This is a genomic window from Neisseriaceae bacterium CLB008, assembly GCA_041228285.1.
Taxonomy (GTDB): Bacteria; Pseudomonadota; Gammaproteobacteria; order Burkholderiales; family Neisseriaceae; genus JAGNPU01.
The window spans coordinates 148,592-162,693 of sequence record CP166133.1 but is presented as its reverse complement, the minus strand read 5'-3'; the positions used below and the strand labels follow the sequence as shown (position 1 = coordinate 162,693).

Sequence of the window (14,102 nt, the reverse complement as noted above, 5' to 3'; positions counted from 1 at the left end):
ATCGTTACGCTTAGTGCGTGTTAAAACCATTTGTGATCAACCAAACATTTTTTATGTTCGATGTGATGCTCAAATTCATTTAAGAAATGTTTGGTAAAACTACGCACCGGGAAGACGGCAGCATCAGCCAAGGCACAAATGGTGCGCCCTGCCATGTTGTCGCCTACAGAAGCCAATAGTTCTAAGTCTTCTGGACGGCCCAAACCATTCTCAATACGGTGGACTACTTTGTACAACCAACCTGTGCCTTCACGACAAGGGGTACATTGACCACATGATTCTTCAAAGTAGAAGTAAGACAAACGCTCCAGTGCTTTCACCATGCACACATCTTCGTCCATCACAATCACCGCACCCGAACCCAACATAGAGCCAGCCTTGCTGATTGAATCGTAATCCATATTGGTGTTCATCATGATGTCGGCAGGCAACACCGGCGCAGATGACCCACCAGGAATCACGGCTTTCAATTTTTTACCGCCACGCATGCCGCCGGCCATTTCCAAAAGGGTGGCAAAAGGCGTACCCAAAGGCACTTCATAGTTGCCTGGACGCTCTACGTGACCCGAGATTGAAAATAGCTTGGTGCCGCCGCTATTGGGGATCCCTTGCTCGGCAAACTTGGCCGCGCCGTCGGTAATGATGAACGGCACAGAAGCAAAGGTTTCAGTATTGTTAATGGTGGTGGGCTTACCGTACAGGCCGTAAGAGGCTGGGAACGGTGGTTTAAAGCGCGGTTGGCCTTTTTTACCTTCCAGCGACTCTAGCAAAGCGGTTTCTTCACCACAAATATAGGCGCCGTAGCCGTGATGGCCGTATAGCTCGAAGCTAAAGTCGGTGCCCAAAATATTTTGGCCCAAATAACCGGCGGCTTTGGCTTCAGCCAGCGCTTCTTCAAAACGCTCATACTCGGCAAAAATTTCGCCGTGAATGTAGTTGTAACCAGAAGCCGCACCCATCGCAAAACCGGCAATGATCATGCCTTCAATCACCGCATGGGGATTGAAACGCATGATGTCGCGGTCTTTAAACGTACCGGGCTCACCTTCGTCGGTGTTACACACCACGTATTTATTGCCGGGGAAAGAACGGGGCATAAAGCTCCATTTTAAACCGGTCGGGAAGCCCGCACCGCCACGGCCGCGCAGGCCCGATGCTTTTACTTCGGCAATGACGTCGTCTTGCGTCATGTTTTCGGTCAGAATTTTTTTCAGTGCTTGATAACCGCCACGAGCCTCATAGGCTTTAAGGGTCCAGCAGTCTGCATCGGCAGTATCTAACTGATTAAAAATCACACCTGATTCATAAATAGCCATCAGTCTAACTCCGCTAATTTCTGCTCAATCGCCTCTGGGGTCATGAAGCTGCACATTTTGTGATTATTCACCAGCATCACTGGCGCATCACCACAAGCACCCATGCACTCACCCTCAACCAGGGTAAACTTGCCGTCGGCGGTGGTTTGGCCAAACTCAAGACCTAATTTTTGTTTTAGGTATTCAGCGGCGTTCACCCCACCACGCAAAGCGCAAGGCAGGTTGGTACAAACGGTTAGTTTGTATTTACCCACAGGCTTTAAATCGTACATATTATAGAACGTGGCCACTTCTAAGGCCGCCACAGGAGCGATGCGCACATAGTTGGCCACAAACTCGATCAACTCTGCGCTGAGATGACGGTGTTCGTCTTGCGCAATGCGCAGCGCCGACATAATGGCAGAGCGGCGTTGATCTTCTGGATATTTTGCCAATTCGGCATCAATTTTTTGTAATGACACGGTAGATAACATTATCGGTCAATCTCCCCAAATACGATGTCTTGGGTACCAATGATGGTCACCACGTCCGACAACATATGGCCTTTGGCCATTTCATCCATACCACTCAAATGAGCGTACCCTGGTGCGCGAATCTTCACGCGGTAAGGCTTATTGGCACCATCTGAAATCATGTAAATACCAAACTCACCTTTAGGGTGTTCCGTACCCACATACACTTCACCTTCAGACACATGCATGCCTTCAGTAAAGAATTTAAAGTGGTGGATCAATTCTTCCATATTGGCCTTCATCGCTTCGCGCGATGGTGGGGCCACCTTGTGGTCATCCACGATGACTGGACCTTCGTTGACTTTCAACCAGGCCACGCACTGTTCGATGATGCGTACCGATTCACGCATTTCAGCCACGCGCACCAAGTAACGGTCGTAACAGTCGCCGGTCGCGCCTACAGGCACGTCAAAATCCAAATCGGCATACACGTCGTAAGGCTGCGATTTACGCAAATCCCAAGCCACGCCAGAACCACGCAACATCGGGCCGGTAAAGCCCATTTGGTAGGCGCGCGCTTCGCTCACCACACCGATGTCGACGGTACGCTGTTTCCAAATCCGGTTATCGGTCAACAAGGTTTCGTATTCATCGATACTGGTTGGGAATTTCTTCGCAAAACCTTCAATAAAATCAAGCATGGTGCCTTTACGGTCTTCGTTCCAAGCTTCTAAGGTTTTGGCGTTACGGAATTTATTGGCCTTGTACTGAGGCACGGTGTCCGGTAGGTCGCGATACACGCCACCAGGACGGAAATAAGCCGCGTGCAGGCGAGCGCCCGAAACGGCTTCGTACATGTCCATAATGGTTTCACGCTCACGGAAGGCGTATAGGAACACAGTCATGGCGCCTACGTCCAAGGCGTGGGCACCGATCCACAATAAGTGGTTCAAGATACGGGTCAATTCGGCGAACATCACGCGGATGTACTGGGCGCGAATCGGCACTTGAATGTCGAGTAGCTTTTCAATGGCCAAGCAGTAAGCGTGCTCGTTGTTCATCGTGGACACATAGTCCAGACGATCCATATACGGCAAGCCTTGAAGATAGGTTTTTTGCTCGATCAGCTTTTCAGTACCACGGTGCAATAGGCCGATGTGGGGGTCAACGCGAATAATCGTTTCGCCTTCCATCTCCACAATCATCCGCAACACGCCGTGAGCGGCCGGATGCTGAGGACCGAAGTTAATGGTGTAGTTTCTTAGATTAGCCACCGTACTGCTCCTCTCTGACGATCCGAGGCGTGATTTCACGAGGCTCAATCGTAACCGGTTGATAAATGACGCGACCTTCTTTTTCGTCGTAACGCATTTCCACATAGCCTGAGACTGGGAAATCCTTACGGAAGGGATGGCCCACAAAGCCATAGTCGGTCAACAAGCGGCGCAGGTCTGGATGGTTATTAAACATCACGCCATACAGGTCGAACGCTTCGCGCTCAAACCAGTTCACGCCGTTATACAGAGGCACAACGGAATCCACGACAGGGAAATCATCGTCTTCGGCAAACACCTTCACGCGTACGCGCTGGTTGTTTTTAACCGACAATAGGTGGGACACCACGGCAAACCGTTTACCCGCCCACGGCTGGTTTTTATAGGTGCTGTAGTCTACGCCACATAAATCGACAAGGATTTCAAAGTGAAAGGCTTCATCGTCACGCAATTGCTGCATCACGTTGAAATAGGCCGAAGCAGGACACTCAAGGGTCACTTCGTCTTTGAATACTATAATGTTACAGCCAACCGCAGAAAAAGCACTTTCCAAGGCCGCCTGTAGTTTTTCAGCTTTTACCGACATGAGAAACTCCTACCGTGCGATGGTTGCGGTGCGTTTAATCTTATTCTGCAGTTGAATCAAGCCATAAATCAGGGCTTCAGCCGTGGGTGGGCAACCTGGTACGTAAACGTCCACAGGCACCACGCGATCACAGCCGCGCACCACAGAGTAAGAGTAATGATAATAACCACCGCCGTTGGCGCATGAGCCCATAGACAGAACCCAACGAGGCTCGGCCATTTGGTCATACACTTTACGCAGCGCAGGGGCCATCTTATTACACAAAGTCCCCGCAACAATCATCAAATCGGATTGGCGAGGACTTGGTCTAAAAATAATACCGAAGCGGTCAAGGTCGTAACGAGCCGCACCAGCGTGCATCATTTCAACCGCACAACAAGCCAAACCAAAAGTCACCGGCCACAAAGAGCCCGTGCGCGTGTAGTTCAAAACTTTATCCGCCGAAGTGGTGATAAAGCCTTGCTTGAAAACGCCTTCTATTCCCATTCTAAAGCGCCTTTTTTCCATTCATACACAAAACCCACCACTAAAATGGCCAAGAAGACCATCATAGAACCGAAACCAAACATGCCTAATTCTTTGTACACAACGGCCCACGGAAACATAAACGCAATTTCCAGGTCAAAAAGAATGAAGAGAATGGCGACGAGATAGTAGCGGACGTCAAATTTCATGCGTGCGTTTTCAAATGCTTCAAAACCACACTCATAAGGAGAGTTTTTTTCAGTACCAGGCCGACTGGGCGCTAACACACTGCCCAAAATGACAAAAACGCTGCCTGCCACCAAACCGATAATGATAAAAATCAATACGGGAAAATAGTTAACTAACATGACTCAGACAATTCCTCAAAAGCGAAAAATTTGTGTACATTGTACAGAACATCCCATGACTTTGAAAGGGCGCAAAAGCAACTTTGTTCAACTACCTACGCTGCTTTGCACCATATTCGCACGCCATTTCACAACCTACAGACAACAACAAAACCCATAAAAAAAACGCAGGCATCACGCCTGCGTTTTCTACTTCCGTTGGTGCCGACAGTGAGACTTGAACTCACACGACCTATGGCCACCACCCCCTCAAGATGGCGTGTCTACCAATTCCACCATGTCGGCATCTTTAGAACTTTATTCCGGGATCACAGCATCCTTATCCGCTGGGGCCGGAACCACCTGTTCCACCGCCGCAGGCTGCGTCACAGAGTTGAAATCTAATTTCTCAGCGCCTTGAGTAGAGAAGTAACCCAAAGCCAAGCAGCTTGCAAAAAAGATGAACGCAGAAATAGCCGTACTGCGACTCAAAAAGTTTGAAGAGCCCGCAGAACCGAATACCCCTTGTGCACTACCTGAACCGAAGGCAGCACCCGCATCCGCACCCTTACCATGCTGTGCCAATACAAGCACAATCAGAGCGATTGCAGAAAAGATATTAACGATCCAAACAACTAGTTTTAATATGTCCATAATTTTAAGATTCTTGTGCCACTTTCAAGATATGTGCAAAGCTTTCATATGAAAGAGAGGCGCCGCCCACAAGCGCACCGCCAACCTTGCCAACGCAGAAGATGTCGCGCGCATTATCCGCATTTACACTTCCACCATAAAGGATGCGAATCTTAACAGCCTTTTCTAGTTTCGACAAGATTTGTGCATAAATAAATTCATGCATATCTGCAATTTGCGCCAAGCTCGCCACTTGGCCCGTACCGATGGCCCACACAGGCTCATAGGCAACCACCAACTCATCGCCCAACAAATCCACCGGCAAATGATTCAACACATTAAGTTGATCTGCCACCACGGCATTTTGCCGTTCGGCCAAACGATCTTCCAGCGGCTCACCCACACATAATACGGGCGTCACGCCCGCCTGCAGCGCATTTTCAAACTTAGTGCGCAGCACCGCATTGTCTTCTTTAAAGTACTGACGGCGCTCAGAGTGGCCAATCAGCACAAAATCTGCGCCCACGTCTTTAAGCATGGCCGCAGACACTTCACCGGTAAAGGCGCCGTCTTCTGCATACTGACTCACGTCTTGGGCACCCGCCAAAAAAGCAGACTGAGCCAAGGCCGTCGCGGCGCTGGCAACGTACGGCATCGGCGCGGCAATACCGGCCACCACCTTGTCGGTTAGGGGCAAGCTGGCGAACTGAGCCAGCAGCGCAGCATTACGCTCAACGCGGCCATTCATTTTCCAATTGCCAAGTATCCATTTTTTTTGCGACATGGGCAGCCTTCACTCACTTTCGATAATAGGCGGCATTGTAACCACATTCCCTGATTTACGCAAAACCCCTATCCCTCACCACAATTGAAACATTAAATACCGTTAAAAATCAATAGTTTAATAAAAATGAAACATATTGTGACGGTTTGTCACACTTTTGAAATATTGTTTTCTTAGACTGTGCACATCGAAATAACTTTTCTCACTAAGGAGTGATCTTCCATGCAAGTCCTAACCCGTACCACTCTAGGCTTAAGCCTAGCTCTTTTATCTGGTAGCTTGTTGGCCGCCAACATCACTGGCGCAGGCGCTTCTTTTCCACAGCCGGTTTACGCTCAATGGGCGCAGGCTTATAAAAAAGAAACCGGCAACCAAGTAAACTATCAGTCTATTGGTTCTAGTGGTGGTGTGAAACAAATTAAATCTAAAACCGTAGACTTCGGCGCCTCTGATGCCCCGTTGACTTCGGCCGAACTCAAAGAAGCAGGCTTGGTACAGTTCCCCACCGTGATTGGTGGCGTGGTGCCCATCGTCAACATCGACGGCATTAAACCTGGTCAGCTAAAACTCACTGGCGACGTCTTGGCCAATATCTACTTGGGCAAAATCACCCAGTGGAACGACCCTGCGTTGGTTAAATTAAACCCAGGCCTAAAACTGCCTGCCACCAAAATCACCACCGTATTTCGCTCTGACGGCTCAGGCACCACCTTTAACTTCACTAACTATCTAAGCAAAGTGTCTGCCGACTGGCAAAAAACCGTGGGCGCCGCCAACTCGGTTAAATGGCCCACCGCCACCTCTGGCGCTGCAGGTAAAGGCAACGAAGGCGTGGCCGTATACGTACGCCGCGTGAAAAACTCAATTGGCTACGTTGAATACGCCTACGCCAAGCAAAACAAAATGTCACACACCGCCTTGAAAAACAAAGCCGGCAACTTTGTACAGCCTTCAGAAGCTACCTTTAAAGCTGCCGCCAACACCGACTGGAAAAAAGCCGCCGACTTCCACTTGATTTTAACCGATCAAGCCGGTGCCCAAGCTTGGCCCATCGCCTCTGCCACCTTCATTTTGATGCAAAAAAATGCAGTGAATGCAGAACAGTCTAAAGAAGCGTTGAAGTTCTTTGACTGGGCTTACAAAAAAGGCAACGCTGCCGCCAGCCAATTGGACTACGTGGCCATGCCAGACAGCACCAAAGCCTTGATTCGCCAAAGCTGGAAAAACATCACCGCCAATGGCAAAGCCGTTTACTAAGCCATAGCATCAGAAGCCCAAGCACACGGTTAAAAGTGGGCTTGGGTTTTGCCACACCCAGACTAACTCAGAAAAAGAGACCTTATGTCGACGATTCAAAAACGCATGGCCACCCAACGCAAAGTCGATTGGCTATTCGTCAACACCACTAAGTTTTTTGCCTTTTTGGTATTGGCTTCGCTAGCGGGCATCCTGATTTCCCTCACCATTGGCGCCTGGCCCAGCCTGGCACACTTTGGCTTAGACTTCTTCACCAGCAGCAACTGGGACCCCGTTGCCGGCGAATACGGTGCCCTGGCGCCGATTTACGGCACCATCGTGACCTCCGTCATCGCGCTCTTGATTGCCGTACCGGTCAGCTTTGGCATCGCCATTTTCTTGACCGAATTAAGCCCGATCTGGCTACGCCGCCCTCTGGGCATCGCCATCGAACTCTTGGCCGGCATCCCCTCCATTATTTATGGCATGTGGGGCCTCTTCGTGTTTGCGCCCTTCTTTGCCGAATACATCCAGCCGTGGTTCATCGACAACCTCGGCGACGTGCCCGTTATTGGCACCTTATTTAACGGCATCCCCATGGGCATCGGCCTATTTGCCGCCAGCTTGATTTTGGCCATCATGATCATCCCCTTCATCGCCTCGGTCATGCGCGACGTGTTTGAAGTGACCCCTACCCTGTTAAAAGAATCGGCCTATGGCCTCGGCGCCAACACCTGGGAAGTGGTGCGCCACGTGGTACTGCCCTACACCAAAACCGGCGTGGTTGGCGGCATCATCCTTGGCTTGGGCCGCGCACTGGGTGAAACCATGGCGGTGACCTTCATGATTGGCAATACCTTCAACATCAGCCCCAGCCTGTTTGATTCAGGCGTATCAATTACGTCCGCTCTGGCCAATGAGTTTGCCGAAGCCGTGGATACCTTACACCTGTCTTCGCTTTTAGCCTTAGGCCTAATTTTATTCTTCATCACCTTTGTGGTGCTGTCGGCCTCTAAACTGATGCTATTGCGTCTAAAACGCAACGAAGGCCGCAGCCATTAATCTGGCCCACGAGGAACTAAATATTATGAATCAATCTTTGTATCGCCGCCGTCGCTTCGTCAATGGCTTTAACCTAACCGCCTCTATGCTGACCATGGTCTTTGGCCTGTTTTGGCTGGGCTGGATTTTATGGACGCTGTTCTCTTTTGGCACCGAAGCACTATCGGTGACCTTATTTACCGAAAGCACGCCCCCACCGGGCACTGAAGGCGGCTTGGCCAACGCCATCGTCGGCAGCTTGATGATTACCTTCTTCAGCCTATTAATCGGTACGCCTATCGGCATCCTGGCCGGCATTTATCTGGCCGAATTTGGCGACCGCGGCTGGTTGGCACCGGCCACCCGCTTCATGAACGATATTTTACTGTCGGCACCCTCCATCGTGATCGGCCTCTTCATTTACGAATTAATCGTGGTCACCCAAGGACACTTCTCTGGCTGGGCTGGCGCCTTAGCGCTGTCGCTACTGGTGATCCCTGTGGTCGTGCGCACCACTGAGAACATGCTGCGCCTGGTGCCTAATTCGCTGCGCGAAGCCGCCGCCGCCCTAGGCGCACCTAAATGGAAGCTGGTTGGCATGGTGACCCTACGTGCCGCCAAAGCCGGCGTCCTAACCGGTATTTTATTGGCCTTCGCCCGCATCACCGGCGAAACCGCACCACTCTTGTTTACCGCCTTGAACAATCAGTTCATGAGCACCGACATGAACGCGCCCTTGGCCAACCTACCCAACGTGATTTTACAGTTCGCCATGAGCCCTTACGATGACTGGCACGCCCTGGCTTGGAGCGGCGCCCTAATCATTACCTTAGCCGTGCTCACCGCCAACATTTTGGCGCGCATCTTGAGCCGCAAATCCAAACACGCATAATTTTATTAAGAGCCTACTGATATGAACACCACTGCACAAACAGCGAAAATCAACATCAATCATTTAAATTTTTACTACGGTGATTTTCACGCCTTAAAAGACATTAACCTCAGCATAGCACCGAATCAGGTGACGGCCTTTATTGGCCCGTCTGGCTGCGGCAAATCAACGCTATTGCGCACCTTCAACCGTATGTACGACCTGTACCCTGGCATGAAGGCCGAGGGCGAAATCATGCTCGATGGCCAAAACATCCTCGACCCCAGCATCGACATCAATCTCTTGCGTGCCAAGGTCGGCATGGTGTTTCAAAAACCCACGCCGTTCCCAATGTCGATTTACGACAACGTGGCATTTGGGGTCAAGCTGTACGAAAAACTCAGCCGCGCGGAGCTGGATGACCGTATTGAATGGGCGCTGAATAAAGCCGCCCTGTGGACAGAAGTGAAAGACAAACTGAAGCAGTCTGGCCATTCACTGTCCGGCGGCCAGCAACAGCGCCTGTGTATTGCGCGCGCCGTCGCCACCAAGCCAGAAGTATTGCTCTTAGACGAGCCGACCAGCGCGCTAGACCCGATCTCAACCGCCCACATTGAAGATTTGATTACCGAATTGAAGCAGGACTACACCATTGCCATGGTGACCCACAATATGCAGCAAGCCGCGCGAGTATCTGACACCACGGCCTATATGTACTTGGGTGATTTAGTGGAAGTGGGCGACACCAATCAAATTTTCACCACACCCGCCAAAAAAGCCACAGAAGATTACATTACTGGGAAATTTGGCTGATTCGTGGCACAATGCCCCCACATTTTTATGCCAATAAGCGTGCATGCCTGCCCTAGCAGGCATTTCGCTTTTGGGTAAAAGTCAACAGACACACACCGTAGTAGATGAATATAAAAACAAATGACGCATTATTGACCTAGACGGCAATAATTCAAGACAAAGCGCTTGACGCATTTGCTAGTAAAGCTAACAATTCACCTACCATTCTCAACTTAATTTATGTTTGCTAAATCATGTTTGAACTCTTCTCTGGCTTAACTGCCGGTCTCGTTATTCTTTTATTATTGTCGCTCCTATTGGTATTGGCCTTTGAATTCATCAATGGCTTTCACGATACCGCGAACGCTGTAGCGACCGTTATTTACACTCAATCGATGAAGCCTACCCATGCGGTTTTGGCCTCTGCGGTTTTTAACTTTGTCGGGGTATTGGCTGGTGGTTTGGCCGTTGCCTATTCTATCGTGCATTTGTTACCGGTTGATGTCTTAGCTTCAGATGACTCGGGACGAATGCTGGCGATGATTTTCGCCCTCTTGATCGGCGCCATCATTTGGAACTTGGCCACCTGGTATTTCGGCCTACCCGCTTCTAGCTCACACACCTTAATCGGCGCCATCATCGGCGTGGGCGTGGCCAATGCCATGCTGGCAGGCCAAGACTTAACCCAAGGCATTAACTGGGGTAAAGCTTACGACGTGGGCCTATCACTGCTGCTCTCCCCGATTGCTGGCTTCTTCTTAGCCTTCTTTATGCTGCATGCGTTTCGCTTTATTTTCCCCGAAACCAATATCCATAAATCGCCTTACCAACGTCAAGACGTAGAAGGCCGTAAACACCCTGCTTTCTGGACTCGCTTCATGCTGATCCTGTCGGCCTGTGGCGTGAGCTTTGCGCACGGTTCAAACGACGGCCAAAAAGGCGTGGGCTTAGTGATGTTGGCGCTGATTTGTATTGTGCCGGGTAAATTCTTATTGAACTTAGACACCACCCAATACCAAATCGAACGCACGGTTGATGCCGCAGGCTACCTCAGCAAATTTGCCGATGATCGCAGCACCGACATCAACACCTTCTTCCCTGCCATGCCGGCACCAGAAACCCAGCAAGGCATTCACTGTCAGGCCACCGACACGCAAATGCACGCCGCCGAGTTAACCACCCTATTCAAGGGTAAGGCCAGCATGCGTGAATTGAGCACCGAACAGCGTAGCCAAGCCCGTAGCCACCTATTGTGCTTAGACGATGCGGCCAAACAGTTTGCTTCGTTGCCCGACGTGAACCATCAAGACAAACAATATCTGTCTGCCCTACGTAAAGACTTGGCGCTGTCGACTGAATACGCTCCGCTGTGGGTGATCATTGCCGTGGCCTCAGCCCTAGGCCTGGGCACCATGATTGGCTGGAAACGCGTGGCCAAAACCGTGGGTGAAGGCATTGGTAAAAAACACATGACCTACGCTCAAGGCGTATGTGCCCAGCTGACCGCCGCCATCGGCATCGGCATGGCCAACGTATTGGGCCTACCGGTTTCCACCACTCAGATTCTCTCCAGCGGCGTTGCCGGTACTGTGGTGGCGTCTAAAGCAGGCTTACAGATGAAAACCATCCGTAATATTTTGCTGGCTTGGGTGTTCACCTTCCCTGCTGCGATGGCTCTGGCCGGTGGCTTATTCTTCTTGATCGTCCAGTTCATCTAAGCTGTCACCGCTTATCACGCCAACCCGCCCATTGGGCGGGTTTTTTGTGGCCGCAAGCCACACAAAAGCCATTTAAAGCACCCTAACGAACTGTTTTAGACTCAACCACCCCTACCCCTGATCGTCGTCTAAAAATGTCTCTGATGGCGACTACAGCGCCTCAGGCGCCCACAAAAAAGCCCTCTGTCGTTCACAGAGGGCTTGCTTATTCAGGACCGCCGTCAGCAACACTTACCGCTGCCGCTGTTGTGTCGTCGTTCGGCACAATAGCGCACAAACTGCTGCTCCGTCATCACTGGGGCCTGAGGATTGTGGCGGCGCCGCTGAGCGACGTAACGCTCATAGTTCGGCACCCCCACCATTAGCCGTCCGGTATCCGAAGCCAGGCGCCACCAGCGCCCGAGCTTGGCCTTAAGCTTGATCCACATTCTGAACCTCATCGCGGTACACCGCAGGCACTTCACTGGCGGTTGCCCAGCCAATTTTACGGGCCTTCAAGGCGACCTTAATGCCGTATACCAATACAATGAACACCACCGCCAAGAACAGCACGGTCAAGCCTGAGTTCACATAGTCGTTAAACACGATTTGGGCCATTTGCTCCATGTCTTTAGCTGGCGCCAAAACCGTCCCCGCATCGATAGCAGCTTGGTATTTACCGGCGTGAGCCAAGAAGCCGACCGCTGGGTTGCTGTCGAACAGTTTTAAGAACCCGGCATAGGTGGTCACTACAATCAAGAACAAGGTCGGCACTAAGGTCACCCACACATAGCGTTCGCGCTTGAGCTTGACCAAAACCACGGTGGCCAGAATCAGAGCCGCACCTGCCAGCATTTGGTTACCGATACCGAAGAGCGGCCATAAGGAGTTAATCCCGCCCAGTGGGTCAGTGACGCCAATGTATAAGAAATAGCCCCATAGGCCCACGGCGAGGCCTGTCCCGATTAGGTTGGCCGGTAATGACTCGGTGTTGGCAAACGGTTTGATGAAAATGCCGCCCAAGTCTTGAATCATAAAGCGACACACGCGGGTACCGGCATCTACGGCGGTCAAAATAAACAAGGCTTCAAACAAAATGGCAAAGTGATACCAAAACGCCATCATTTCCTTACCACCCAAAGCCTGATGCATGATGTGGGCCATCCCCACCGCCAGCGTGGGCGCACCGCCTGCCCGCGACAGAATGGTGGTTTCGCCCACGTCGGCCGCCATTTGGGTCAGCTCATTTGGGGTGATCGCAAAGCCCATCTGCGTCACCGCCGCCGCCGCATCCACGGCATTGGTGCCAATCAAAGCCGCTGGGCTGTTCATGGCGAAGTAGATACCAGGGTCCAAGACGCTGGCCGCCACCAAAGCCATAATTGCCACAAAGCTTTCCATCAACATGCCACCATAACCAATCATGCGCACATGGGTTTCATTTTCAATCATCTTCGGCGTGGTGCCCGAAGAGATTAAAGCGTGAAAGCCTGATACTGCGCCACAAGCGATGGTGATGAACAAGAAGGGGAATAGATTGCCCGAGAACACAGGGCCAGTACCGTCTACAAACTTAGTTAAGGCCGGCATTTCCAGATTCGGCGCCACGAACAAAATACCCAAGGCCAAGGCCACGATGGTGCCGATTTTCAAGAAGGTCGACAGATAGTCGCGCGGCGTCAACAACAGCCACACTGGCAACACCGCCGCCACAAAGCCATAGCCGACCAACATCATGGTCAACTGCACGCCATCAAAGGTAAAGTAATGCCCCCACGAGCTGGTCGCCACTTGGCCGCCGTAGTAAATCGCCGCCAACAGCAACACCACGCCCACAATCGAGATCTCACCGATTTTACCCGGGCGAATAAAGCGCGTGTACACGCCCATAAAGAGGGCAATCGGAATGGTCATGGCCACGGTAAAGGTACCCCAAGGGCTGCCGATTAAGGCCTTCACCACAATCAGCGACAGCACCGCCATGATGATCACCATGATCATCAAAATGCCGATCGACGCAATAATGCCCGGCACGGTGCCTAGCTCTTGCTTGATGATTTCGCCCAAAGAGCGGCCATCGCGACGCATCGAGATAAACAACACCATCATGTCTTGTACGGCACCGGCAAACACCACGCCAAAAATAATCCACAAAGTGCCCGGCAAATAACCCATTTGGGCCGCTAACACAGGCCCAACCAACGGCCCGGCGCCCGCAATAGCAGCAAAGTGATGGCCAAACAGCACGCCCTTATGGGTGGGTACATAGTCTAAACCATCATTGTGCCGCTCTGCCGGCGTCATTCGCCGCTCGTCCAGCTGCATTACGCTGTTGGCAATAAACAAACTATAAAAACGGTAGGCAATGCAATACACCGCCACCGCGGCCACCACAATCCACACTGCGTTAATGGGCTCATTGCGGCTGACGGCAAGGGTCATAAACGCCGACACCCCCGCCAACACCACCAGCCCCCACAGCAGCCAATCCCTTAGTCGCTTCATTGAGATGCTCCTTGCTTACATGGTTAAGTTTAAAAAATGCCTGATTAATACTTCTTTTACTTTATAGAGGTTCGCCTAGGCCATTGTCAATCGAAACGGCATA

General features: G+C 51.3%; 15 protein-coding genes and 1 tRNA gene. 5 read left to right on the top strand and 11 right to left on the bottom strand.

The features are described 5' to 3' along the window. Window positions 1-20: 20 nt before the first annotated feature. The 9 genes from nuoF to tpiA form a co-directional block, all read right to left on the bottom strand. Window positions 21-1,316 (bottom strand): NADH-quinone oxidoreductase subunit NuoF, encoded by a 1,296-nt coding sequence (nuoF, locus tag AB8Q18_00680; GenBank protein XDZ51601.1) that lies wholly within the window; start codon window positions 1,314-1,316, stop codon window positions 21-23. Continuing rightward, a complete protein-coding gene (gene nuoE, locus AB8Q18_00675) occupies window positions 1,316-1,789 on the bottom strand; it encodes an NADH-quinone oxidoreductase subunit NuoE (GenBank protein XDZ51600.1) in 474 nt (157 codons plus the stop codon). Before nuoE ends, nuoF begins: the two co-directional genes overlap by 1 nt. Next, complete coding sequence (locus AB8Q18_00670; GenBank protein ID XDZ51599.1) at window positions 1,789-3,042, bottom strand: NADH-quinone oxidoreductase subunit D; 1,254 nt, start codon at window positions 3,040-3,042, stop codon at window positions 1,789-1,791. Before AB8Q18_00670 ends, nuoE begins: the two co-directional genes overlap by 1 nt. Further along, entirely contained in the window at window positions 3,035-3,628 is a 594-nt protein-coding gene (locus AB8Q18_00665; GenBank protein ID XDZ51598.1) for an NADH-quinone oxidoreductase subunit C, read from the bottom strand. The genes AB8Q18_00670 and AB8Q18_00665 overlap by 8 nt, the downstream gene beginning before the upstream one ends. A gap of 9 nt (window positions 3,629-3,637) precedes the next feature. After that, window positions 3,638-4,114 (bottom strand): NADH-quinone oxidoreductase subunit B family protein, encoded by a 477-nt coding sequence (locus AB8Q18_00660; GenBank protein XDZ51597.1) that lies wholly within the window; start codon window positions 4,112-4,114, stop codon window positions 3,638-3,640. Further along, entirely contained in the window at window positions 4,105-4,461 is a 357-nt protein-coding gene (locus AB8Q18_00655; GenBank protein ID XDZ51596.1) for an NADH-quinone oxidoreductase subunit A, read from the bottom strand. The genes AB8Q18_00660 and AB8Q18_00655 overlap by 10 nt, the downstream gene beginning before the upstream one ends. A 199-nt stretch (window positions 4,462-4,660) precedes the next feature. Next, window positions 4,661-4,746, bottom strand: a tRNA-Leu gene (locus AB8Q18_00650). Window positions 4,747-4,758: 12 nt separating this feature from the next. After that, window positions 4,759-5,094 carry a preprotein translocase subunit SecG gene (gene secG / locus AB8Q18_00645; GenBank protein ID XDZ51595.1) on the bottom strand — a complete coding sequence of 112 codons (336 nt, stop codon included), beginning with the start codon at window positions 5,092-5,094 and terminating at the stop codon, window positions 4,759-4,761. Between the two features lie 4 nt (window positions 5,095-5,098). Next, a complete protein-coding gene (tpiA, locus tag AB8Q18_00640; protein ID XDZ51594.1) occupies window positions 5,099-5,857 on the bottom strand; it encodes a triose-phosphate isomerase in 759 nt (252 codons plus the stop codon). A gap of 222 nt (window positions 5,858-6,079) precedes the next feature. On the opposite strand from tpiA, the gene pstS reads away from it, so the two are divergent. The 5 genes from pstS to AB8Q18_00615 all read left to right on the top strand — a co-directional run bounded on the left by pstS (window position 6,080) and on the right by AB8Q18_00615 (window position 11,515). Continuing rightward, window positions 6,080-7,114 (top strand): phosphate ABC transporter substrate-binding protein PstS, encoded by a 1,035-nt coding sequence (gene pstS / locus AB8Q18_00635; GenBank protein ID XDZ51593.1) that lies wholly within the window; start codon window positions 6,080-6,082, stop codon window positions 7,112-7,114. An 84-nt stretch (window positions 7,115-7,198) separates the two neighbouring features. Beyond that, on the top strand, window positions 7,199-8,155 hold the full coding sequence (pstC, locus tag AB8Q18_00630; GenBank protein ID XDZ51592.1) for a phosphate ABC transporter permease subunit PstC: 957 nt from the start codon (window positions 7,199-7,201) through the stop codon (window positions 8,153-8,155). A gap of 25 nt (window positions 8,156-8,180) precedes the next feature. Next, window positions 8,181-9,026: a phosphate ABC transporter permease PstA gene (gene pstA / locus AB8Q18_00625; GenBank protein XDZ51591.1), complete on the top strand. Its 846-nt coding sequence runs from the start codon at window positions 8,181-8,183 to the stop codon at window positions 9,024-9,026. Window positions 9,027-9,047: 21 nt separating this feature from the next. Continuing rightward, the gene (pstB, locus tag AB8Q18_00620; GenBank protein ID XDZ51590.1) at window positions 9,048-9,818 is read left to right on the top strand and encodes a phosphate ABC transporter ATP-binding protein PstB; all 771 of its coding nucleotides are present in this window, start codon (window positions 9,048-9,050) and stop codon (window positions 9,816-9,818) included. A 233-nt stretch (window positions 9,819-10,051) separates the two neighbouring features. Continuing rightward, window positions 10,052-11,515 carry an inorganic phosphate transporter gene (locus AB8Q18_00615; protein ID XDZ51589.1) on the top strand — a complete coding sequence of 488 codons (1,464 nt, stop codon included), beginning with the start codon at window positions 10,052-10,054 and terminating at the stop codon, window positions 11,513-11,515. A 221-nt stretch (window positions 11,516-11,736) separates the two neighbouring features. On the opposite strand, the gene AB8Q18_00610 is transcribed toward AB8Q18_00615, so the two are convergent. Together AB8Q18_00610 and AB8Q18_00605 are read right to left on the bottom strand one after the other, a co-directional pair. Beyond that, window positions 11,737-11,943, bottom strand: coding sequence for a YbdD/YjiX family protein (locus tag AB8Q18_00610; GenBank protein XDZ51588.1), 207 nt, complete (start codon window positions 11,941-11,943; stop codon window positions 11,737-11,739). Continuing rightward, a complete protein-coding gene (locus AB8Q18_00605) occupies window positions 11,927-13,999 on the bottom strand; it encodes a carbon starvation CstA family protein (protein ID XDZ51587.1) in 2,073 nt (690 codons plus the stop codon). The genes AB8Q18_00610 and AB8Q18_00605 overlap by 17 nt, the downstream gene beginning before the upstream one ends. Window positions 14,000-14,102 lie beyond the last annotated feature (103 nt).

Bases quoted from the DNA above. Each gene is read 5' to 3' on its own strand.
- tpiA (XDZ51594.1), bottom strand. From the start codon at position 5,857: ATGTCGCAAAAAAAATGGATACTTGGCAATTGGAAAATGAATGGCCGC.
- pstC (XDZ51592.1), top strand. From the start codon at position 7,199: ATGTCGACGATTCAAAAACGCATGGCCACCCAACGCAAAGTCGATTGG.
- pstS (XDZ51593.1), top strand. From the start codon at position 6,080: ATGCAAGTCCTAACCCGTACCACTCTAGGCTTAAGCCTAGCTCTTTTA.
- AB8Q18_00660 (XDZ51597.1), bottom strand. From the start codon at position 4,114: ATGGGAATAGAAGGCGTTTTCAAGCAAGGCTTTATCACCACTTCGGCG.
- secG (XDZ51595.1), bottom strand. From the start codon at position 5,094: ATGGACATATTAAAACTAGTTGTTTGGATCGTTAATATCTTTTCTGCA.
- AB8Q18_00655 (XDZ51596.1), bottom strand. From the start codon at position 4,461: ATGTTAGTTAACTATTTTCCCGTATTGATTTTTATCATTATCGGTTTG.
- pstB (XDZ51590.1), top strand. From the start codon at position 9,048: ATGAACACCACTGCACAAACAGCGAAAATCAACATCAATCATTTAAAT.
- nuoE (XDZ51600.1), bottom strand. From the start codon at position 1,789: ATGTTATCTACCGTGTCATTACAAAAAATTGATGCCGAATTGGCAAAA.
- AB8Q18_00665 (XDZ51598.1), bottom strand. From the start codon at position 3,628: ATGTCGGTAAAAGCTGAAAAACTACAGGCGGCCTTGGAAAGTGCTTTT.
- pstA (XDZ51591.1), top strand. From the start codon at position 8,181: ATGAATCAATCTTTGTATCGCCGCCGTCGCTTCGTCAATGGCTTTAAC.
- AB8Q18_00610 (XDZ51588.1), bottom strand. From the start codon at position 11,943: ATGTGGATCAAGCTTAAGGCCAAGCTCGGGCGCTGGTGGCGCCTGGCT.
- nuoF (XDZ51601.1), bottom strand. From the start codon at position 1,316: ATGGCTATTTATGAATCAGGTGTGATTTTTAATCAGTTAGATACTGCC.
- AB8Q18_00605 (XDZ51587.1), bottom strand. From the start codon at position 13,999: ATGAAGCGACTAAGGGATTGGCTGCTGTGGGGGCTGGTGGTGTTGGCG.
- AB8Q18_00615 (XDZ51589.1), top strand. From the start codon at position 10,052: ATGTTTGAACTCTTCTCTGGCTTAACTGCCGGTCTCGTTATTCTTTTA.